Raw genomic sequence first — 18,920 nt, forward strand, 5'->3', positions numbered from 1 at the left:
CACCTCGGCGTCCGCCCCCACGCCGTCACCATGCGCCTACGCCGCGCCGAAGAACGCCTCGCCGGCGCCTTCGCCGCCGCCCACGCCCAAGGCGTGGGCGAACCCGAGTGCCGCACCACCCGCGCCGCCATGCACGACTACCTCAAAGGACGCCTCCTACCCCGCCGCCAACGGCGCCTGGAGGTCCACATGGACGGCTGCGGCGAATGCACCCGCGCGTTCGTCGACGTCCGCGAGGTCTCCTGGATGCTCCGCGACCTCGGACAACACCTCATCGCAGGCGGCTGGGCCACCGGAGCCGTTGGCGCGGTCGGCGCCGTCGGTGCCGGTGCCGGTGGGGCGCGGCCACGCTCGTTCGGCAAGAAGGAGACCGCCGTCGCCGCCGGCGTCCTGGCCGCGCTGGCGATCGGCGGCGCCGCCGCGGCGATGATCGCCAACCAGGCCGACCAGCCCCCGATCCAGGCGATCGAGGATGCCGGAGCCGGTGACGGAGCCGGCGGCGGTACGGGTGGTGGGGGTGCCGGTGGCGGCGGTGGCGCGCCGGGCTCTCCTGAGGAGGCGACACAGGAGCGGCCGCCGTCGATCCCGCCTGCCGACCCGGCGCCGCGCCCGGCCACCACGCCCAAGGAGGACGCCGAACCGGCGCCGGCACCCGAGCAGCAGGTTGCCGACCCCGAGCCCGCTGACGACAACCCGCCGGCCGCCGAACCGGCTCCTGGCGGCGGCGCGGACCGGCCCGACCCCGTGAAGCCGCCGACCCAGCCCCAGCCCGAGCCGGAGCCCACCGAACCGCCGAACCCGCCCGAGCCTACGGATCCGCCGGACCCCCCGGATCCAACGGATCCCCCGGACACCCCGGACCCGGAGACCCCTGGCCCCGGCGCGGCACTGGACGCCCTGCTCCTCAGCCTGGGTCTCTCCGACCTGCCCGGCATCGACCTCGCCACGATGACGCTCGACGAGATCTGGGCACTGTTCTTCGGCACGGTCGGCGGAAACGCCGGCCAGGCCGCCGACGACGCTCAGTCAGCGGTAGGGAACTGATGGCGATGCGGGCCCGACACCCGGCCCGCATCCCCGCAGCGCTGTGCGAACGCACAGCATTGCTGGGCGACAGCCCAAGATCGACGACCGACGCCGTCCGCACCTTCCATGCGCGTGCGTTCTTTGCGAGCATGCACGACCGAGGTTTCGTGGAACGTGATGGCACGCGGCGCGCTGTCGCGTGCGGGAGGGAGTCGGCGTGACGGTCACCAGCGCGGACCTCAGCCAGTGGGCAGCGCACCGTCGTGCTGTCGTCTTCACGGTCTCGCGACGGGTACCCGGTATCGACCCGGAGCTGGCGGCGAGCCGCGGGCTCGAGCTGCTGTGCGTCGAGCTCATGAGAGGCGGCGTCTCCGACCCGGTCGCCTTCTGGAGCGCAGCGGCCGTGGACGCGGCCCGCGAGATGGCGCACGAGGACCCCTCGGCGGACGAGCAGACCGCGCGTGCGGAAGCCCTCAGCGCACCGGTCCGCCGCGCTCTGGACTTCGAGGTGCTGACCACGGCGATGGAGCGGCTGCCCGCCGGTGATCAACAGCTCCTGTGGGACCATCACGTGGGGTCCCGCCCGGTCGCCGCGATCGCCGACGAGATAGGCGTGCTGCCCTACGCCGCCAAACGCCGCCTCCGTCGCGCCGAGAACCGGCTCGCGAGCAGCTTCGCCGAGACGCACACCGGCGCGGCCGACAACGCCGAGTGCGAGTCCACCAGGGCCTCCATGCACGACTTCGTGCGGAACCGTCTCCTGCCGGGCCGCCGGCAGACGGTCGAGGACCACATGGTCCAGTGCCCGGGCTGTACCAGGGCCTTCGTCGACGTCCGGGAGTCGTACTGGATGCTGCGCGCCGCCGCACCCGTTCTCCTGCTCGGCGCGGCGGCCGCGACGGAGACGGGCACTGCGTTCGCGGCAGCGGGCGCCGGCGCGACCGGGGCCGGGCTGGGCGGCGGGCTCGCCGCCCTCGGCACCCGAGTGGTCCTGACCGTCCGCAGCGCGCTGACCGATCCGGTGAGCCTGACGGCCACCGTGGCCGGCGGACTCTTCCTCACCACTGCCGTCACGACGGGGGTGACCGGCATCGAGGGCACGCCTGCTCCCCTCGAGACCGGGACGGTCTCCGTCTCCACGCCTGACCGTGCGGGGACGGCGGTTCGGGACGCGACGCCGACCTCCCGGGCGGCCGACCCGACGAACCTTCCCGAGCCGACCGGTTCGGTCACGCCGGACCTGGCGGAGGGTAGTGGCCTCCCCCCGGGCCTCACGAAGAAGACCGGGCAGCCGCCGGGCCTCGTGAAGCAGGACGACGTACCGCCCGGCCGGGCTGACGACCCGGACGGCTCGGGCGGCCCCGACACCCCGGACGCCACGACCCCACCGAGCGAAACCGGGAACGGCAAGACCCCGCCCGGCCTCGCGAAGAAGGGCGGGGTCCCACCGGGTCTGGCCAAGAAGGACAAGATCCCGCCCGGCCAGGCCAAGAAGGACGAGGTCCCGCCGGGTCAGGCGGAGGACAAGGTCCCGCCCGGCCAGGCGAAGAAGGACAAGATGCCACCGGGCCAGGCCAAGAGGAACCACGCCTCGCCAGACACCTCAGGTTCTGCGTCGAGCCACGGATTCGCCGCCGCCTGGACCAGGACCGACCGAGGAGCGGACATCCCGCACCAGCTCTTGGACGCACACGGACCAGGCATCGAGTGGGTCGCTGGACGAGACCACCGGCCGGTACCGCCCGATCACACCCGTTCCAGGAGGACCAGCACCTCGTAGTGCGAGGTCTGCGGGAACATGTCGAGCAGTCGCGCCCGCACCGGCCGGAGCGACGGCATCGCGGCGAGGTCCTTGGCGAGTGTCGTCGCGTTGCAGCTCGAGTACAGGACGTGCTCGATCCCCGAGGTCTCCAGCCACTGCGCCAGGTCCGCGCCGATACCTCGGCGCGGCGGGTTGACGATCACCATCTCGGGCAGGTCGGGGGCGTCCGGCCCGACCGCGAAGGCGGTCGCGTCACCCACGGCGAACGTGACGTCCCGGAAGCGGGCCGCCCCTGCGCCGTCGCGCAGCTTCTCCACGGTGCCCGACGCCGCGGCCACCGCCTCCGCGCTGATCTCGATACCCGTGACGACGCGCCCAGGTGCGGCGCAGTGCAGCGCGAAGCCACCCACCCCGCAGTACAGGTCCCAGACGCTGCTCGGGTCGAGCTCGGAGACCCAGGCACTGGCCTGCCGGTAGAGCTCGGTCGCGACCGCGGTGTTGGTCTGGAAGAAGCTCTGCGGGCGCAGATCGAGCGTGATGTCGTCGATGCGCATCGGGAGCGTGGTGCGCTCGGTGAGCGGGATCTCGAGGTCGCCCTCCAGCACCGCGGCATGCGCCGGCTGGATGTTCGCCGAGGCCACGGCCAGCGCCGGAAGCTCAGCCTGCAGCGACGCGAGGTGCTTGCGGATCCGCGCGATCGCCTCCTGGGAGCGCAGCACGAACCGGACCATGAGCTCGCGGTCGGGCGACAGGGTCACCAGCAGGTACTTGAGCTCGCCGCGCTGCTGCGCGCGCTTGCCGACGCCCGAGACCTGGTACGGCTCCAGGTTCGCACGCGTGACGAACGCGGCAAGGGGAGCGAAGGAGGCCTGCAGGGCGTCCGGGTAGAGCCCGCAGTCCGTGAGGTCGACGCCGTGGCCTGCCCTGTCGAGGATGCCGAGGACAGGCTCCGCCACGGTACCGCTCACCACCATCTTCGCCTTGTTGCGAAAGGCGGACTCGGCGCTGCTGACTGGGGGCAGCCAGGTCAGGGCCGAACCTGTGGACAAGTCTGTGGGCGAGACCGACGAACCAGCCGTTGGGTCGGCTGCCGACCTGCCTGCCAGGACGGGGGCGAGGAGCGCGGCGACGTGCCGCTCCTTGTCGAGCACCTGGGTGGGGTAGTCGATCTCCAGGAGGGTGCAGGAGTGGCAGCGGCCGGCGTCGTAGTGAGGGCACTGCACGCCTCCATTATCCAACCCGCACGCAAACGCCCTGATCAGCGCCGACGCACCGCCATCAGCCCGCGTACTCGAAGTGCCACGGCTCCTCGCGGCCACCGCCCGCGCGCGCCCACTCCGGGTGGTGCCAGCCGAGCTTTGGCCCGTTCGCGGCGAGCCACGCGTACTCCGGCCGGCCGAAGCGGAAGCCGTCGTCCACCGGCACGTCCACCGCCAGCGCCAAGCCGTGGTTCGAGGTTCCCGGCGCCGCGACCTGCCCGCTGCCGAACTCGTCGAGCGCCTGGAGCTGCCAGTCGTAGGGCCGGTAGCCGTACTCCACGCGCAGCGGCTTGCCGAACTCCGCCTCGAACCGGGCGCCGAGCTTCTTCCAGGCCTCGGCCGCGTCGCAGCGCAGGTACTGGTCCTGTCCCTCGGGGCCGACCCCGACCTTGCACAGCTCGTCCACGTCGAGCCGACCGTTGGAGCCGTCGGCGACCGTCGCGCGCGCGTCCCACGCCGCCGCCTCGATCGCGGCTCGCGCTGCCTCGCGCCGCTCGCCGAGCGCCTGGACGGCGCGCAGGTCGTCCAGGTTCGCCCCGGCCGCGAGCGCCGCCTTGCCCTCGGCGCGACGGGTCATGAGGTCCTTGCGGACGGCCGATGGTGCGCCCGTCTCGGCGGTCCAGGTCAGGGTGTACGCGGAGTCGCGCACCGAGATCTCGAGCTGGGCGGTGACCGAGGTGAGCGTGGCCCTCGCCGTCTTGAGCCGGGCGGCCGTCTTCTTCGCACGTTCCGCCGCCGCGGTGGCCTCGGCCTGCGCGTCCTTGCGGTTCTGCCGCCACTGCCGGTTCGACGCCTGCACGTCCTCGGTGGCCGCGACGAGGGTGGTCGCCGTCGTGTGCATGGTGATCGCCCACTCGGTCGCCGCGGCCTCCAGCGCGTCGATGTCCTCGGGCGCGTCGAGGGCCGCGGTGCCGGGCTCGGGTACGGCCGGCGGCTGCGTCGCGCCGAGCTCCCTGGCGGCCGCGATGTGGCCGGCGAGGTCGTCGCGGACGCCGGCGTCGACCACCTTGCCCGCGGAGGCCGCGAGGACCTTTTCCGCCGTCGCGATCTGCTGGGCCAGACCCTCCTGGGTCGCGCGCCCTTCGTCGACCGCCTGGACGACGTCGGCGTGCGCGTCGGCGAGCTGCGTGCGCTCCCGCTCGTTGCCCACGTGGACGAGCGCGAAGACGATGCTGACCACCAGCGCTACTGCCGCGGCGACCAGGAAGACCACCAGCGGTCGCATCGACCCGCCGTCCGACGGGGCACGGTCCCTGCCGGGCGTCGCGCCCTGGTGCCGGGCCTCGTCCGGTGCCTCGGCCGTGGTGCCATGGGGCGGGCTCGACTCGAGGGCGGGGTCGAGTGGCGGTCCGGCGGGTGCGGGCGGCTCCGCGTTGAGGGGCATGGCCCGAAGTTTGGCGAATCTACGGCCGGGACGCTAATTCCCCGCGCGCTCCGCGAGGTTCTTGAGCTTGTCGACGTACAGCTCGACCTCGCTCTTCTCCCAGTCCGGGATGTTGGTGTTGTCGGCGCGGAGGCCGACGGACCTGTCGGTCAGCTCGCGCAGGATGTCGGCGTGGCCGGCGTGCCGGGCGATCTCGTCGCTCACGTGGATGATGATGCGGAACAGCGTGACCTCGCTGTTCGACCACCACGGCACCCGGCCCGGGGCGTCCAGCGGGAGCGTGTCGATGGTCTCGTCCGCGAACGCCCAGGCCCGGCGGTAGAGGTCGGTGACGGACGCGACGGACTCGTCGGCGGTGGCGTACCAGTCGGCCTGCGGGTCCTCCTCCCACCGCTGTTCGGAGACGACCTCCTCAGGGGTGGGCCACTCCTTGCCGAAGGTCGGCCCGAAGTAGCCGATCTCGATGTTGGCGCAGTGCTTCACGAGGCCCAGCAGGTTGTTCCCCGAGGGCACCAGGGGCCAGCGCGCCTGCTTCTCCGTGAGGCCCTCCAGCTTCCACAGGAGGGCCTCACGGGTTTCCTGCAGGTACTTCTTCAGGACCTGCTTCTGCTCGAGCTCACCCGGGCCGGTCACGCTGTCAGTCGTCTGCGCCATGGGGACAGTGTGTCCTCAGGCACTGACACTCACCCAGCCTTTTGCGCCCGGCCGCGCTTCTTCGGCTTGCGGTGCAGCCACCACTCGGCGAACAGCAGGTTCGCGACGAACGACATCCAGGCCGACGCGATCGCGGCCCCCTCGATCTCGGGCGAGCCGAAGCCGATGTTCGGGTCGGTCAGCGCCCCCGGGACGTAGACGGCGATGAGAAAGGTGGACCAGAACCTGTTGGCCACTATCGAGAAGGCCAGTGCCGTGCTGCGGACCATCCACTCCCGGTGATCGGCGAAGCGCCGCTGTCGTACCGCGCGGTAACCGAGCAGGGTGAACGTCAGGAGCAGGGTGCCCATCACCGTGTTCGCCACCTGCTGCGCCACGCCGGCGCTCGGGAACTGTGCGACGACGAGCGCCGCGACGGCGGTCGGGATCGCGGACGCCACGTAGACCCGGCCGCTCCAGCGGTGCACGTGCGGATGGTGCGCGCGCAGCCACGGCCAGAGCTGCAGCACGCCGGCGCTCAGCATGATCGACCCAGCGAAGATATGGGTCACGAGCGCCGAGTAGAACGCGGGACCCCGGTCCGTCGGGACGAGGGACTGTGCCGGGTCCAGGCCCACGTAGCGTGGCAGGGCGGTCGCGAGGAACACTGCCGTGATGATCGCCAGGGGCGCGATCCAGGGACGCCGCCACCAGCGGATCTTCCTGGGCGCGCCGGCCGGTGCCGGTGCGGTGGTCGTGTCGGTCGCCATGTCCTGCCTGCTTTCGTCGGGTCGGAAGGTCGGGACGTGCACCACGTCAGCGCCGGGCACGGAACGCCAGGCCGGCCGCCACCGCGAAGAGCAGGCCGAGCCCCACGCACCAGCTGACGGCGAGCATCGCCACGCCCGTCGGGTCCGCGGTCGCCGCGACGTCACCCGAGAGCAGGTTGCGCACCGTCTCGATCACCGGCGTCACCGGCTGGTGCTCCGCGAAGCCGCGCAGCCACGACGGCAGCTCGTCGACGGGTACGAAGGCGCTCGACACGTAGGGCAGGAACATCACGAAGAACGAGAAGCCGCCGGCGGCGTCGGGCGACCGGACGAGCACGCCCACCAGGGCGGCGAGCCAGGTGATCCAGCCGACGAACAGCAGGATCATGCCCACAGCGGCGAGCCACTCCAGGACGGAGGCCTCGGGCCGGAAGCCCAGCAGCATCGACACCCCGAACACGATCGCGGTGGTCACCAGGTTCTTCGCGAGGCTCGCGACCACGTGGCCCGAGAGCACGGTCCAGGCGGTCATGGGCATGGACCTGAGCCGGTCGACCATGCCGCTCGACATGTCGCGCTCGACGGCGAGCGCGGTGTTCGCCGCGCCGAACCCGGCCGCCAGCAGGATCACGCCCGGCGTCACGTAGTCGATGTAGTCCGTGCCGATGTCGACGGCGCCGCCGAAGACGAGCACGAACATCAGGAGGATGATCACGGGCAGCACGACCGCCGTGATCATGGCGTCCACGTCCCTCGAGACGAGGCGCAGGCTGCGCGCCGCCATGGTCGAGACATCGCTCACGAGGTGCGTCATGCCGCCACCCCCGCCGTCCGTGCCGAGCTGTCCTTGCCCGCGTGCCCGGTCAGGGTGAGGAAGACGTCGTCGAGGCTGGGCACCCGCACCTCCCAGTGCTCCGGTGTCACTCCCGTTGCCTCGACCGCGGCGAGCACGGCTCGTACGTGCCCGACCGAGCCGTCGGTGGGCACGCGTACCCGCGTTCCGTCGAGGGTCGCGACCCCGAGGGCGGGGGCCACGCGGCCGACGTCGGACAGGGTGGCGAACGTCAGCTCGACGCCCGCCTCCCCGACCTGGCTCTTGAGCTGAGCGGGGGTGCCGTCGGCGACGATCCGGCCGCCGTCGACGAGCGCCACCCGCTGCGCGAGCCGGTCCGCCTCCTCCAGATACTGGGTGGTGAGGAACACGCTGGTGCCTTCGTCGACGACGTCGCGGACGACGTCCCACAGCGCCTGCCGCGACCTCGGGTCGAGGCCCGTGGTGGGCTCGTCGAGGAACATGACACGTGGCCTGGTCAGCAGGCCCGCTGCCAGGTCGAGCCGCCGACGCATGCCGCCGGACCACGTGCCGACCTGCCGGTGCGCCGCGTCCGACAGGTCGAACGCCGTCAGCAGCTCCGCCACGCGGTCGCGCACGACGCGGCGCGGGAGATGCGCGAGGCGGCCCATCATCGTCAGGTTCTCGGCGCCCGACTGCTTGTCGTCGACGGCCACCTGCTGTCCCGTGAGGCTGATGAGCTCGCGGATCCGGCGCACGTCCCGGACCACGTCGAACCCGGCGACCGTCGCGCGGCCCGCGTCGGGCCGCAGCAGCGTCGCCAGGATGCGGACGGTAGTGGTCTTGCCCGCACCGTTGGGGCCGAGCAGCGCGAGCACCTGCCCCTCCTCGAGCTCCAGGTCGAGTCCGTCCAGCACGGGCGGGCCCGACGAACCTCGTCTGGCGAAGGACTTGTGCAGGCCTTCGGCCGTCACGATCGCTGTCATCGTCTCTCTCCTCCTGGCGGCAGCCAGTTACTGTGTATGGCCTACGCGTTTTAGTGTGGGGCGTAAACAGTATGTGGTCAAGAGAGTTTCGGATCGGCTCGGACGGCTGATCAGGGCAGGATGGGATCCGATGAGCACCGACACCACGCCCGAACCCGCCGAGCAGCCGCAGACGCCGCCCGGACAGCCGGACGGCACGGGGCCGGCGCGCGAGCTGCCCGCTGTCGTGCAGCGGCTGTGGGGCGCTGCCGCACCCCGCCGGCGCGGCCCCAGACCAGCGCTGTCCGCCGCGCAGATCGTGCAGGCCGCCATGGACCTGGCGGATGCCGAGGGGCTCGCCGCCGTCTCGATGGCCCGGGTCGCGGACGCCGTCGGCTACACGCCCATGGCCATCTACCGGCACGTCTCCGGCAAGGAGGAGCTGCTGGTCCTGATGTCCGACGCCGTGGCGGCCGAGCTGCCCGACATCCCGGACGGCACCGGCTGGCGTGCGGGACTCGAGCGCTGGACGCGTGCCCAGATCGAGCTGGGGATCGCCCGCCCGTGGATGCTCGAGCTGCCGCTGTCCGCCGCACCGCCCGGGCCGAACCGGGTGCGCTGGCTCGACCAGGCGTTCGGCGTGCTGCGCCCGCTCGACCTGCCTCCCGACGAGAAGCTCGCGGTGGTCGGCCTGCTCGCCCAGCACGTCCTGGGCGAGGCTCGCGTGCACATCGAGTCAAGGCGTGCGGCCGTCCAGCACGTACGCCGCGAGGCCGGCCTGCCCGAGAGGACCCCTGAGTCCGAGCTCGACCCCGCCGCTATCGAGGCGGCCAACCCCTACGCCGACTTCGAGACCGCGCTGGCCCGCTACGCCGACCCGCAGACGTATCCGAACCTGTTCGAGGCGTTCGCCACGTGGCCGGAGAGCTCCACCACCGCGCCGACGGACGACGACATCGCGTTCGGGATCGCGGTGGTGCTCGACGGCGTCGAGGCCTACTTCAGGCGCCGCGGCGCGCTGCCCGACGACCGGTCCTGAGCCCGTCACACGGTGGCACACCGGTTCTGGCACGACCACAGGCGGCGATTTTCGGACGTCATCCACAGGCGAGCGGCCGGGAGGGGCGGACTGTCGGAGGCGTGCGTCAGAGTGGTGCCGTGACAAGTGATCCCATGACAGACGGCGGGACAGCGGCTCCGGGTGCGCTGCGCTGCTTCGGTGACGGCGACCCGCTCTACGAGGCGTACCACGACGACGAGTGGGGCCGGCCCGTGCACGGCGAGCAGGCCCTGCTGGAGCGCATCGCGCTGGAGGGCTTCCAGTCCGGGCTCTCCTGGATCACCGTGCTGCGCAAACGTCCGGCGTTCCGGGAGGTCTTCGAGGGGTTCGACCCGGAGAAGGTCGCGGCCTTCGGTTCCGACGACGTCGAACGGTTGCTCGCCGACGCCCGCATCATCCGGAACCGGATGAAGATCGAGGCCACGATCGACAACGCGCGCGCGGTCATCGCCCTGCACGACTCCGGCCGCACGCTCGACGAGCTGTTCTGGTCCTTCGCCCCCGCACCGGGCGCCCGCGAGCGCCCGGCCGCCTTCGGCGACATCCCCGGGTGGACCGCCGAGTCGAAGGCCATGAGCAAGGCGATGAAGAAGCAGGGTTTCCGGTTCATCGGCCCGACGACCGCCTATGCGGCGATGCAGGCCTGCGGGCTCGTGGACGACCACGTGGCCACCTGCCCGGTGGTGCTCGGGCGCGCCCGGGTGCTCGCGCCGGGCGGGGTCAGCTGAGCGTGATGGTCAGCTGAACGCGGTGGTCAGCTGAACGTCATAGCTCGGCGCACGGCTCCACGACCGGGAGGACCGCGTCGCGGACCCACGCGGCGAGGGAGGTCGCCGGTGGGCGGAGGATCACGGTGTCCACCCCGTGCCGGGCGAAGCCACGCATCTCCTCGACGAACGCCGCGGTGTCACCCGGGCCGATCGGTGCGCCGCGGTGCAGCATCGTGACGCGGATGTCGGCGGGGTCGCGGCCGACGTCGTCGCAGTGCCGGTGCAGCACGTCCAGCAGGTGACGGAGCCGCTCGGGCGTCTCGGCGAACAGGTTGCACGCGTCCGCGTACTGCGCGACGAGCCGGAGCGTCCGCTTCTCCCCCGAACCGCCGATCATGATCTCCGGGCCGGACAGCGGCGCCGGCGAGCACAGCGTCTCGGCGAGCTGGTAGTGCTTGCCCTCGAAGGGGCCGTCGTTGTCCAGGTCGTACATCTGGCGCGCGATCCGGACCGTCTCCTCAAGCATCTCGAAGCGGTCCTTGAGCGGCGGGAACGGGACGCCGAGGGCCGCGTGCTCCTTGTCGTACCAGGCGGCGCCGATGCCGTATGTCGCGCGGCCACCCGAGACCACGTCGAGCGATGCGACGATCTTGGCCAACAGGCCGGGGTAGCGGTACGTCACGCCGGTCACCAGCGCGCCGAGCTGCACCTTCTCGGTGACCCCCGCGAGGTAGCCGAGGGTCGTGTACGCCTCCAGCATCGGGTCGGACGCCGGGAAGCCCTGGTGCTCCATCTGGAAGTAGTGGTCCATCACGGAGACCCACGTGACGCCACCGTCGTCCGCGTACCGGGCTGCGTCCGCCAGCTCGGTACGCATCCGGGCGGGCTCCATCGAGTCGAAACGCATGAAGTGGGTGCCGATTCTCATGCCCCGATCCTCCTCCCACGACGCGCGACGTCAAGCGCGGGAGCCGGTGAGCTCTCCCGTCCGACCGAGGATCCGGGCGACGAACCAGGTGATCGAGTCGGCGGTCTGGCGCGGTGTCGCCGTCGGCTGCATGACGTGGCTCAGCGCGGACCGCACCACCATGTCGATGATCGCCGTGATCCGCTCCGGCTCCAGGTCGATCTCGTACTGGTCGACCCGGTCCTGCACCACGACCATCAGCGTGCCGAGCAGCGGCTCCGAGTGGGTCGTGAGCAAGGGCAGCAGCTCGGTGTCCGCGCCGTGCGTCGCCGAAACCACCGCGCGGAGCAGCGCGTTCCCCTCCGCGAGCACCAGCGTGTTCTCCACGGCCGCGTGGATCGCCGACAGCAGGTCGTCCGGGTGGTTCTCGAAGCCCTCGACGATCGTGAAGACGAACTTCGCCGACTCGGTGAGCACCATCGCCTCGGCCAGGTCCTCGCGACTGCCGACCGCGTTGTACACGGTCTGCCTGCTCACGCCCGCCTCGCCGGCGAGACGGCCCATCGTCACCTTCGACCAGCCGTCGGCACAGGTGAGACGCACCGCGGCGGCGATGATGCGACTCCGGCTGGAGATCGGATCCTCGTACTCGGCGGTTACCTCGGCCATGTGATCGATAGTAGGGAACAAGCTGCTTCCGGACCCGGACAGCACCGCTCGACACGGCAGATTTCACCCTTTCGCTCGGCGACCTGGAAACCCCCTAGAGTGGCGAGCATGGACCTCGAAGAACGCCTTGCAGTCTTCATCGACTACGAGAACCTGGCGCTCGGCGCCCGGGAGCACCTGGGCGGGATGCAGTTCGACTTCGGCCCGATCGCCGACGCCCTCGCCGTGCGCGGCCGCGTCGTAGCGCGCCGGGCCTACGCGGACTGGTCGTACTTCGACGAGGACCGCCGCATGCTGACCCGGCACCAGGTCGAGCTGATCGAGATGACCCAGCGGATGGGCGCGTCCCGCAAGAACGCGGCCGACATCAAGATGGTGGTCGACGCCATCGAGATGGCCTTCGAGCGCGACTACATCTCGACGTTCGTGATGTGCACGGGTGACAGCGACTTCTCGCCGCTCGTCCACAAGCTCCGCGAGCTGAACAAGCGCGTGATCGGCGTGGGCGTCGAGAAGTCGACGTCGCGGCTGCTGCCCGCCGCCTGCGACGAGTTCCTCTTCTACGACCGCCTCGAAGGCGTCGAGGTGCCCGACGAGGACCAGGGCGCCCCTGCCCCGAAGCGCGGCTCCCGCTCGCGCCGGCCGGCCGCCGCGCCGGACCGCGCCGCCGCAGCCGCCGCCCTCGCCCCCGCCACCACGCAGAAGGCCCCGACGACCTCGCGCCGCGCCAAGGCCGCCGAGGCGGTTGCCGAGGCCGTCGCCGAGGCCGCGGCGCCCGACGTCGTCGTACCCGACGTCGTCGAGCCGGACGTCGTCGAGCCGGAGGCGAAGCCCGCCACCCGCCGCCGCAGGAAGGCCGACCCCGCGCCCGCACCCGTCGAGGTCGCGCCGGAGGCCGAGGTGGAGATCGACGTGCGCGAGCCGGAGGAGGAGGCCCCGGAGCCGAGCGACGTGCCCATGGAGGTACGTGTGGCGCAGACCCTCGCCGACCTGCAGTCCTCGACGAGCGGCGCCGTGACGGCGTCCGCCCTGAAGCGGACGCTGCTGCGCAAGGACCCGACGTTCAGCGAGTCCGACTACGGGTTCCGTACGTTCGGTGAGTTCCTGCGGTTCCTCGCCGACCGCGGGTTCGTCGAGCTCGCGACCGGCCCGTCGACGGGTGACCCGGAGGTCTCGCTGCCGGAGCAGGGTGACACCGATGCGGCCTTCGTGCTGCTGCGTGACGTGGTTCGGGAGTCGAACGGCTCGGCCGCGCTGTCCGGGCTGAAGAACGCCGTGCGCAAGAAGCGTCCCGACTTCTCGGAGAAGGCGCTCGGCTTCCGCGGGTTCCTGCAGTTCGCGAAGGCCGCGGAGGCCGCAGGCGCGGTATCCCTGGCCTGGGACGACGACGCGGACGACTACCTCGTCACCGCCTGAGCTCGAGCACACCGGGGATCGCCGCGAGCTGACGGGTCAGCTCGCCGCCGTCCCGCCCGTAGACGGTCGGCACCGGACGCACCTCGAGGTCGGCGTCCGGGGTGCCGCCGTCCGGGAGGTTCCCGGCGAGCACCTGCTGCCCGCCGGTGAGCTGCCGGATCGCCACCGCCCGCACGCGGTCGGGACGGCGGTCCACGGCCTTCGCGTAGATCTGCGGGTCATGCTGTCCGTCGTCGCCGATGAGCAGCCAGCGCACGTGCGGGAACCACGACATCAGGTGCTCGAGGCTCGCTTCCTTGTGGGCCGGTCCGCTGCGGAACCATCCGGTGAGGGTGGGTCCCCAGTCGGTCAGGAGCAGCGGCCCGCGCGGGTAGGAGTGCCGCGAGAGGAAGGCGCGCAGCGTGTTCGCGGTGTTCCACGCACCGGTCGACAGGTAGAAGAAGCCGGCGTCGGGGTGCGCCTGCTGCAGGGCCCGGTACAGCTCGGGCATGCCGGGTACGGCTCGCCGCGCGCTGGAGTGCCGCACGAACGTGTTCCATGCCGCGAGCAGGGGCCGCGGCACCGCGGTCACCATCGTCGTGTCGTCCATGTCGCTGATGACGCCGAACTCGGTCCGCTCGTCGAGCACCCGGATCAGCGCCTCGGCCTCCCACGGGTCGGCCTCGTCGAGCACCGTCAGGTTCGCGGAGTGCCACCCGGCCGACAGCGGGGCGTCGGTGGGCAGCTCGACGTCGATGTAGCCGGCGCGGTCGCTCGTCACGACGGAGACGTGGCCGCCGACCTGGAGCCGCACGCGGCAGTGCGGCACCGGCACGGTGAGAAAGTGGCGGAACCCGCGCCGCCCTGCGCGGAGCGCCTCGAGGTCCGGGGCAGCGGGACGCGGCCGGGAGAGCAGCACGCGTGCGAGCACCCGCACCTGGTCCGGCGTGCCGTAGCCGCTGTAGGTCTCGAGGCGGGGGTGCCAGCCGGCGCGGCGGAGCACCCGCCCCGCCGCGGCGTAGAAATGGTCTTCCACCACCGCGGCGAGGTGCGGGCGCTGTGAGGGGTGCGGGGTAGGAGTGGCCACACCCGATTGTCGCCTGTTACTGCCCACCCATGCCCGTGGTCGCGACACCCTGCACGATGCGGCGCTGGAAGAACATGAAGACGATGAGCAGCGGCAACGCCGCGATCATCGCGGACGCCATGTTCTGCGCGTACTGCACGCCGTAGGCGTCCTTCACCGTGGACAGGCCGACGGGCAGGGTCATGAACTGCGGGTCGGTGGTGATGATGAACGGCCACAGGAAGTTGTTCCACGCGCCGATGAACACGAAGATCGCCACCGCCACGAGGATCGACCGCGAGAGCGGCAGCACGATGGTCCAGAACAGCCGCCACGGGCCCGCGCCGTCGATCCGGGCGGCGTCGAGCAGCTCCTGCGGGATCGCGTCGAAGAACCGCTTGAGGATGAACACCATCACGGGCGCCACCACCTGCGGCAGCACGATGCCGGCGACCGTGTCGACGAGCCCGAGCACCTGCATCTCCCGGAACAGCGGGACGATGAGGATCTGCCCCGGCATCATGATCGCCGCGAGGGTCAGCCACTGCATGAGCGCCCTGCCCTTGAACAGGGTCTGCGAGAACGCGAAGGCGGCCATCGCGGAGATGAGCACCGTGAGCGCCGTGACCAGCACGGCGACCACCAGGCTGTTCCACATCCACAGCAGCAGGTCGCTGTTGCCGAGCACCTTCTGGTAGGCGTCGAGCGTCCAGCCCGTCGCGGGCAGCAGCTCCGCCGGAAGCGCTGCCTCGGCCTCGTGCTTGAAGCTGGTGACGGCGCCCCAGACGATGGGCACGAGCCAGGCCCCGGCGAGCACGACGAGCGCCGCGAGCGCCCCGGCGCGCGCCCAGGGCGACGGGCCGATGGTCAGCCTGGTGAGGGCCTGGTTCTCGGCCCGTTCCTGCAGTGCCTTCGTCCGGCGGACCTCGGCGATGTCGGCGACGGCCATCTCAGGCCTCCTTCCGGGCCGGCAGCAGCCGCACCAGCGTGAATACGAGGATCAGGGCGAAGAACACGTAGGAGATCGCTGAGGCGTAGCCGAGCCGGTAGTTGGTGAAGCCGGTGTCGTAGATGTACTCGAGGATCGGCCGCGTGCTGCCGTTGGGTCCGCCCGCGGTGAGCATGTAGATCTGGTCGAACACCTTGAGCGAGGCGAGAAGCTGCAGCACGACGATGACGCCCGTGATCGTGCGGAGCTGGGGCAGCGTGATGGAGAACAGCCGCCGCCAGCCGCCGGCGCCGTCGATGGTCGCGGCCTCGTACTGCTGGGCCGGGATGCCCTGCAGCGCCGCCAGGTAGAGCAGGAAGTTGAAGCCGACGGTCCACCACACGGTGACCCCGGCGATGGAGAACATCGCGACGTTCTCGTCGGTGAGCCAGCCGATGGGGCCCAGGCCCAGGCCCGAGATCCAGGTGTCCAGCAGGCCGATGTCGGGCTGGAACATCCAGTTGCTCAGGTGCCAGACGACGGCGCTGGTCAGCAGGTACGGCGCGAAGAACGACATGCGCCACACCCACTGGCCGGGCAGGCCGGTGTGCACGAGCAGCGCCATGACGAGGGCCACGAGCACCAGGGGCACGGTGCTGAGGATCGTGAACCACACGGTGTGCCACAGCGTCTGCCAGACCTGGGGGTCGCCGAACGCCTCCACGTAGTTCGCGAAGCCGATGAACTCGCTGCCGGCCCCGGTGAGGCTCTGGTTCGTGAAGCTCATCCACAGGCCGTAGAGCGTCGGCACCACGAGAAAGAGGCCCGTGGCGACGGCGAACGGCGCGACGAACAGGTACCCGGACCTGTCCCGCTCGCGCATGGACTTGCGGGGCGTCCCAGCGGCCGTGCCGGAACGTCTCGCGGGGGTTTCTGGCAGTGCCGGCCCCGCGGGCGCGGTGACGCCGGTGTTCGAGACAGTCATCGTCGTCCTCTCGGTCAGGCGGGGTTGGGCAGGGCGAGGAACCGGTCCATCTCGCTCAGCATCCGGGTCACGGCCGTGCGGCCGGGAGCCTTGCCCGCGAGGGTGTCCGTCATCGCGTCCGCCATGCGGTTCTGGAAGTCGCTGCCGCCGCCGGTGAACCAGGCGTCCGGGTCGAAGACGGCTATCTCTGCAGCGGGTGCGTAGTCGCGCTGCGGCGTGAGCTCCTGGTACGCGGGCTCCTCGACGATGGGCTGATAGGCGGGGATGTGTCCCGCCGAGGCCCAGGTCAGACCCTCCTTGAGGAGCCCGGCGAGGACACGGTAGGTCGCCTCGCGCCCGGCGGGGTCGGGCTGTCCCTGCCGGGGCAGCACGAACGCGTGGGAGTCCGCGTAGTTGGCCGGCGTGCCGAAGATCGCCGGGAACTGCGTGGCCCCGACGTCGGGCAGCGCGTCGCGGAACATCGGCAGGTCCCACTCGCCGGCGAACATCATGCCCGTGCGCTGCGACATGAAGCGGGCGGCCGCGGCGTTGCCGTCCTGGTTCTTCGCGGCGACCGTGCCGTCGACCATCTCCTGCAGGAACTCGAAGACCTCCGCGGCGGCCTCCTCGTCGAGCGCCGCGGGACGGCCCGGCGTGAGCTCGTACTCACCGCCGTTCTGCGAGTAGAGGCCCCAGAACATGCGCCAGCACCCTGCGGGGTCGCGCTGATAGCCCCAGCCGACGCCGGTCTCGCCCGTGACCTCGGCCATCGCGCGGCCGGCCGCGAGGAAGGCGTCCGCGCCGGCGACGGCGTCCAGGTCGAGCTTGCCGTCCGGTCGCGCGAGGCCCGCGTCCTTGATGATCGTCGGGTTGTGGAACGTGATGTACGGGTGGGTGTCCAGCGGCAGCGCGTAGAGCCGGCCGTCGTACTGGGCCTTCTGCCAGACGGCGGGGGCGAAGTGCTCCTCACGCACCCCGAGCTGCGCGAGCGCGTCCAGGTCGAACGGCTCCAGGAGCCCGCCCGGTGCGTATCCGGCCAGCCGGGACATGTGCATGACGGCGGCCTCCGGCGGCCGCCCGCCCGACGACGCCATCGCCAGCTTGGTGTAGTACGGCGGCCCCCAGGCGAGCGTCGTCGACTCGACGGCGATGTCCGGGTTCGCCGACGCGACCGCACCGACCATCTCCTGCATGAGCGCGCCGTCACCGCCCGAGAACAGGTCCCAGATCATGACCGGGGTCCGGCCCGCACCGACGGCGCCTGGTGCGGCGCAGCCGGCGAGCGTCCCGCCCAGCGCGATCCCACCTGCGCCGACCAGCGCCGTGCGGAGCAGATCACGGCGGCTCAGGCCGCCGGAGCTCTCCGCACGACTGCGGGTTCTTGACGCGATCACAGAACTTTCCCGCCCTGGGGCGCCACGTCCTCGTAGCACGGTCATCGTCGACCTCCAATGGTGCAACGTTGCGATCCAACGTTGGATCACGATGGACTAGGCCGAGCGTCCCGTCAAGGGGCAAGGGTCGGGCACAGGTGTGGAAGGAAGTGATGGGTTGTCGGAGCATGTGGGTCGCCGCGTCGGTATCAAGGAGGTAGCAGCCGCAGCGGGTGTCTCCTGGAAGACCGTCTCCAACGTCGTGAACGACACGGGACGCGTCGGTGAGGCGACCCGGGCACGGGTGGAGGCCGTGATCGCCGAGCTGGGCTACCGGCCCAACCTCGCCGGACGTCAGCTACGGCGGGGCCGCACCAACACGCTCGCGCTCGCCGTGCCGTGGGTGCACGCGCCGTACTTCTCGGTGCTCGCCCACGAGGTGATCGAGGTCGGCAGCTCCCGTGGGTACCGTGTCCTCATCGAGGAGACGAGGTCCTCGCGCGACATCGAGCTCGAGGTGGCCCGCGGCTTCGACGTCCAGGCGATCGACGGCATCATCTTCTCGCCGCTGGAGCTGTCTCCTGCCGAGATCGACGAGGTGCGCGGTCCCGTACCCCTCGTGCTCCTGGGTGAGCGGGCCGACCCGGACCCCACCCGCACACGTCGGACGGACCACGTCAGCATCGACAACGTGGACGCCGCGGCGCAGGTCACGGCGCACCTGCTGGATTCGGGACGGCGCAGGCTCGGCTTCCTCGGCGCAGAGCCGCCCGGCGCCGGCCGCACCGGCGCGCAGCGCGTGCAGGGTTTCCTCGACGCCCACGCCACCGCCGGCATCGAGGTCGACGAGCGATGGGTGCTCCAGTGCCCTCAGTTCTCGAGGCCGGCGGGCGCGGAGACCATCGAGCAGGTGCTGCCCCGGATCGGCCAGATCGACGGGCTGGTGTGCGCCAACGACGAGCTGGCCCTTGGCGCGCTCTACGCGCTGCGCCGGAACGGGGTGCGGGTCCCTGCAGACCTCGCCGTCACCGGCTGGGACAACACCGAGGACGGCAGGTACTCGAACCCGTCGCTGACGACCGTGGCGCCGGACCTGCGCGCGATCGCGGAGACCGCCGTGGACCGGATCCTCGCGCAGCTCGAGAACCCCACCGTCGAGCCGGTCGACGCGCTGGTGCCGCACCGCCTGCTGGTCCGGGAGAGCAGTCACGGCTGAGCCCGTCGGGCAGTCGGCAAGATGTCAGGTGATCGGCACC

18 protein-coding genes are annotated in these 18,920 nt (G+C 71.5%); 6 read left to right on the forward strand and 12 right to left on the reverse strand.

Annotated features, from left to right (window positions below):
* Both ACFWE2_RS01095 and ACFWE2_RS01100 read left to right on the forward strand, forming a co-directional pair.
* Window positions 1–1,044, forward strand: a 1,044-nt coding sequence (locus ACFWE2_RS01095; protein WP_377222355.1) for a zf-HC2 domain-containing protein, incomplete at its 5' end; no start/stop codon positions are given.
* Between the two features lie 199 nt (window positions 1,045–1,243).
* Window positions 1,244–2,806, forward strand: a complete 1,563-nt coding sequence (locus ACFWE2_RS01100) for a hypothetical protein (RefSeq protein WP_377222356.1) — start codon at window positions 1,244–1,246, stop codon at window positions 2,804–2,806.
* Here the strand turns inward: ACFWE2_RS01100 and rlmC are convergent.
* From rlmC to ACFWE2_RS01130, 6 genes are read right to left on the reverse strand one after another with little or no spacing between them, the layout of a single operon-like run.
* The gene (gene rlmC, locus ACFWE2_RS01105) at window positions 2,773–4,011 is read right to left on the reverse strand and encodes a 23S rRNA (uracil(747)-C(5))-methyltransferase RlmC (protein ID WP_377222357.1); all 1,239 of its coding nucleotides are present in this window, start codon (window positions 4,009–4,011) and stop codon (window positions 2,773–2,775) included. The two genes, ACFWE2_RS01100 and rlmC, sit on opposite strands and share 34 nt — an antisense overlap.
* A gap of 55 nt (window positions 4,012–4,066) precedes the next feature.
* Window positions 4,067–5,431, reverse strand: coding sequence for a M15 family metallopeptidase (locus ACFWE2_RS01110; protein WP_377222358.1), 1,365 nt, complete (start codon window positions 5,429–5,431; stop codon window positions 4,067–4,069).
* Window positions 5,432–5,464: 33 nt separating this feature from the next.
* A complete protein-coding gene (locus ACFWE2_RS01115; protein ID WP_377222359.1) occupies window positions 5,465–6,085 on the reverse strand; it encodes a DinB family protein in 621 nt (206 codons plus the stop codon).
* 29 nt (window positions 6,086–6,114) lie between these two features.
* The gene (locus ACFWE2_RS01120) at window positions 6,115–6,834 is read right to left on the reverse strand and encodes a DUF2306 domain-containing protein (protein WP_377222360.1); all 720 of its coding nucleotides are present in this window, start codon (window positions 6,832–6,834) and stop codon (window positions 6,115–6,117) included.
* A gap of 46 nt (window positions 6,835–6,880) precedes the next feature.
* Complete coding sequence (locus ACFWE2_RS01125; protein ID WP_377222361.1) at window positions 6,881–7,648, reverse strand: ABC transporter permease; 768 nt, start codon at window positions 7,646–7,648, stop codon at window positions 6,881–6,883.
* The gene (locus ACFWE2_RS01130; RefSeq protein ID WP_377222362.1) at window positions 7,645–8,613 is read right to left on the reverse strand and encodes an ATP-binding cassette domain-containing protein; all 969 of its coding nucleotides are present in this window, start codon (window positions 8,611–8,613) and stop codon (window positions 7,645–7,647) included. The genes ACFWE2_RS01125 and ACFWE2_RS01130 overlap by 4 nt, the downstream gene beginning before the upstream one ends.
* A 130-nt stretch (window positions 8,614–8,743) precedes the next feature.
* Between ACFWE2_RS01130 and ACFWE2_RS01135 the strand changes: the two genes are divergently transcribed.
* On the forward strand, window positions 8,744–9,631 hold the full coding sequence (locus ACFWE2_RS01135) for a TetR/AcrR family transcriptional regulator (protein WP_377222363.1): 888 nt from the start codon (window positions 8,744–8,746) through the stop codon (window positions 9,629–9,631).
* Between the two features lie 134 nt (window positions 9,632–9,765).
* A complete protein-coding gene (locus ACFWE2_RS01140; RefSeq protein ID WP_377222418.1) occupies window positions 9,766–10,380 on the forward strand; it encodes a DNA-3-methyladenine glycosylase I in 615 nt (204 codons plus the stop codon).
* Between the two features lie 37 nt (window positions 10,381–10,417).
* On the opposite strand, the gene ACFWE2_RS01145 is transcribed toward ACFWE2_RS01140, so the two are convergent.
* Both ACFWE2_RS01145 and ACFWE2_RS01150 read right to left on the reverse strand, forming a co-directional pair.
* Window positions 10,418–11,290, reverse strand: coding sequence for an LLM class F420-dependent oxidoreductase (locus ACFWE2_RS01145; protein ID WP_377222364.1), 873 nt, complete (start codon window positions 11,288–11,290; stop codon window positions 10,418–10,420).
* 30 nt (window positions 11,291–11,320) lie between these two features.
* Complete coding sequence (locus tag ACFWE2_RS01150; RefSeq protein ID WP_377222365.1) at window positions 11,321–11,938, reverse strand: TetR family transcriptional regulator; 618 nt, start codon at window positions 11,936–11,938, stop codon at window positions 11,321–11,323.
* 108 nt (window positions 11,939–12,046) lie between these two features.
* Here ACFWE2_RS01150 and ACFWE2_RS01155 point away from each other — a divergent pair, with 108 nt between their 5' ends.
* On the forward strand, window positions 12,047–13,354 hold the full coding sequence (locus tag ACFWE2_RS01155) for an NYN domain-containing protein (RefSeq protein WP_377222366.1): 1,308 nt from the start codon (window positions 12,047–12,049) through the stop codon (window positions 13,352–13,354).
* Here ACFWE2_RS01155 and ACFWE2_RS01160 read toward each other — a convergent pair.
* Genes ACFWE2_RS01160 through ACFWE2_RS01175 form a run of 4 tightly spaced genes read right to left on the reverse strand, consistent with a single transcriptional unit; the run spans window position 13,344 to window position 17,685 of the window.
* Entirely contained in the window at window positions 13,344–14,420 is a 1,077-nt protein-coding gene (locus ACFWE2_RS01160) for an App1 family protein (RefSeq protein ID WP_377222367.1), read from the reverse strand. The genes ACFWE2_RS01155 and ACFWE2_RS01160 overlap by 11 nt on opposite strands.
* 16 nt (window positions 14,421–14,436) lie before the next feature.
* Window positions 14,437–15,348 carry a carbohydrate ABC transporter permease gene (locus ACFWE2_RS01165; RefSeq protein ID WP_377222368.1) on the reverse strand — a complete coding sequence of 304 codons (912 nt, stop codon included), beginning with the start codon at window positions 15,346–15,348 and terminating at the stop codon, window positions 14,437–14,439.
* A 1-nt stretch (window position 15,349) separates the two neighbouring features.
* Window positions 15,350–16,312, reverse strand: a complete 963-nt coding sequence (locus ACFWE2_RS01170; RefSeq protein WP_377222369.1) for a carbohydrate ABC transporter permease — start codon at window positions 16,310–16,312, stop codon at window positions 15,350–15,352.
* Window positions 16,313–16,326: 14 nt separating this feature from the next.
* Entirely contained in the window at window positions 16,327–17,685 is a 1,359-nt protein-coding gene (locus ACFWE2_RS01175; RefSeq protein WP_377222370.1) for an extracellular solute-binding protein, read from the reverse strand.
* Window positions 17,686–17,842: 157 nt separating this feature from the next.
* Here ACFWE2_RS01175 and ACFWE2_RS01180 point away from each other — a divergent pair, with 157 nt between their 5' ends.
* Window positions 17,843–18,880 (forward strand): LacI family DNA-binding transcriptional regulator, encoded by a 1,038-nt coding sequence (locus ACFWE2_RS01180; protein ID WP_377222371.1) that lies wholly within the window; start codon window positions 17,843–17,845, stop codon window positions 18,878–18,880.
* The last annotated feature ends 40 nt before the right edge of the window (window positions 18,881–18,920 follow it).

This window comes from Promicromonospora sp. NPDC060271, from assembly GCF_042726755.1.
Classification (GTDB): domain Bacteria; phylum Actinomycetota; class Actinomycetes; order Actinomycetales; family Cellulomonadaceae; genus Promicromonospora.

What these genes read in the sequence shown, in the direction of transcription:
- ACFWE2_RS01110 (WP_377222358.1), bottom strand. Translation starts at nt 5,431, where the DNA reads ATGCCCCTCAACGCGGAGCCGCCCGCACCCGCCGGACCGCCACTCGAC.
- ACFWE2_RS01115 (WP_377222359.1), bottom strand. Translation starts at nt 6,085, where the DNA reads ATGGCGCAGACGACTGACAGCGTGACCGGCCCGGGTGAGCTCGAGCAG.
- ACFWE2_RS01120 (WP_377222360.1), bottom strand. Translation starts at nt 6,834, where the DNA reads ATGGCGACCGACACGACCACCGCACCGGCACCGGCCGGCGCGCCCAGG.
- ACFWE2_RS01125 (WP_377222361.1), bottom strand. Translation starts at nt 7,648, where the DNA reads ATGACGCACCTCGTGAGCGATGTCTCGACCATGGCGGCGCGCAGCCTG.
- ACFWE2_RS01130 (WP_377222362.1), bottom strand. Translation starts at nt 8,613, where the DNA reads ATGACAGCGATCGTGACGGCCGAAGGCCTGCACAAGTCCTTCGCCAGA.
- ACFWE2_RS01135 (WP_377222363.1), top strand. Translation starts at nt 8,744, where the DNA reads ATGAGCACCGACACCACGCCCGAACCCGCCGAGCAGCCGCAGACGCCG.
- ACFWE2_RS01140 (WP_377222418.1), top strand. Translation starts at nt 9,766, where the DNA reads ATGACAGACGGCGGGACAGCGGCTCCGGGTGCGCTGCGCTGCTTCGGT.
- ACFWE2_RS01145 (WP_377222364.1), bottom strand. Translation starts at nt 11,290, where the DNA reads ATGAGAATCGGCACCCACTTCATGCGTTTCGACTCGATGGAGCCCGCC.
- ACFWE2_RS01150 (WP_377222365.1), bottom strand. Translation starts at nt 11,938, where the DNA reads ATGGCCGAGGTAACCGCCGAGTACGAGGATCCGATCTCCAGCCGGAGT.
- ACFWE2_RS01155 (WP_377222366.1), top strand. Translation starts at nt 12,047, where the DNA reads ATGGACCTCGAAGAACGCCTTGCAGTCTTCATCGACTACGAGAACCTG.
- ACFWE2_RS01165 (WP_377222368.1), bottom strand. Translation starts at nt 15,348, where the DNA reads ATGGCCGTCGCCGACATCGCCGAGGTCCGCCGGACGAAGGCACTGCAG.
- ACFWE2_RS01170 (WP_377222369.1), bottom strand. Translation starts at nt 16,312, where the DNA reads ATGACTGTCTCGAACACCGGCGTCACCGCGCCCGCGGGGCCGGCACTG.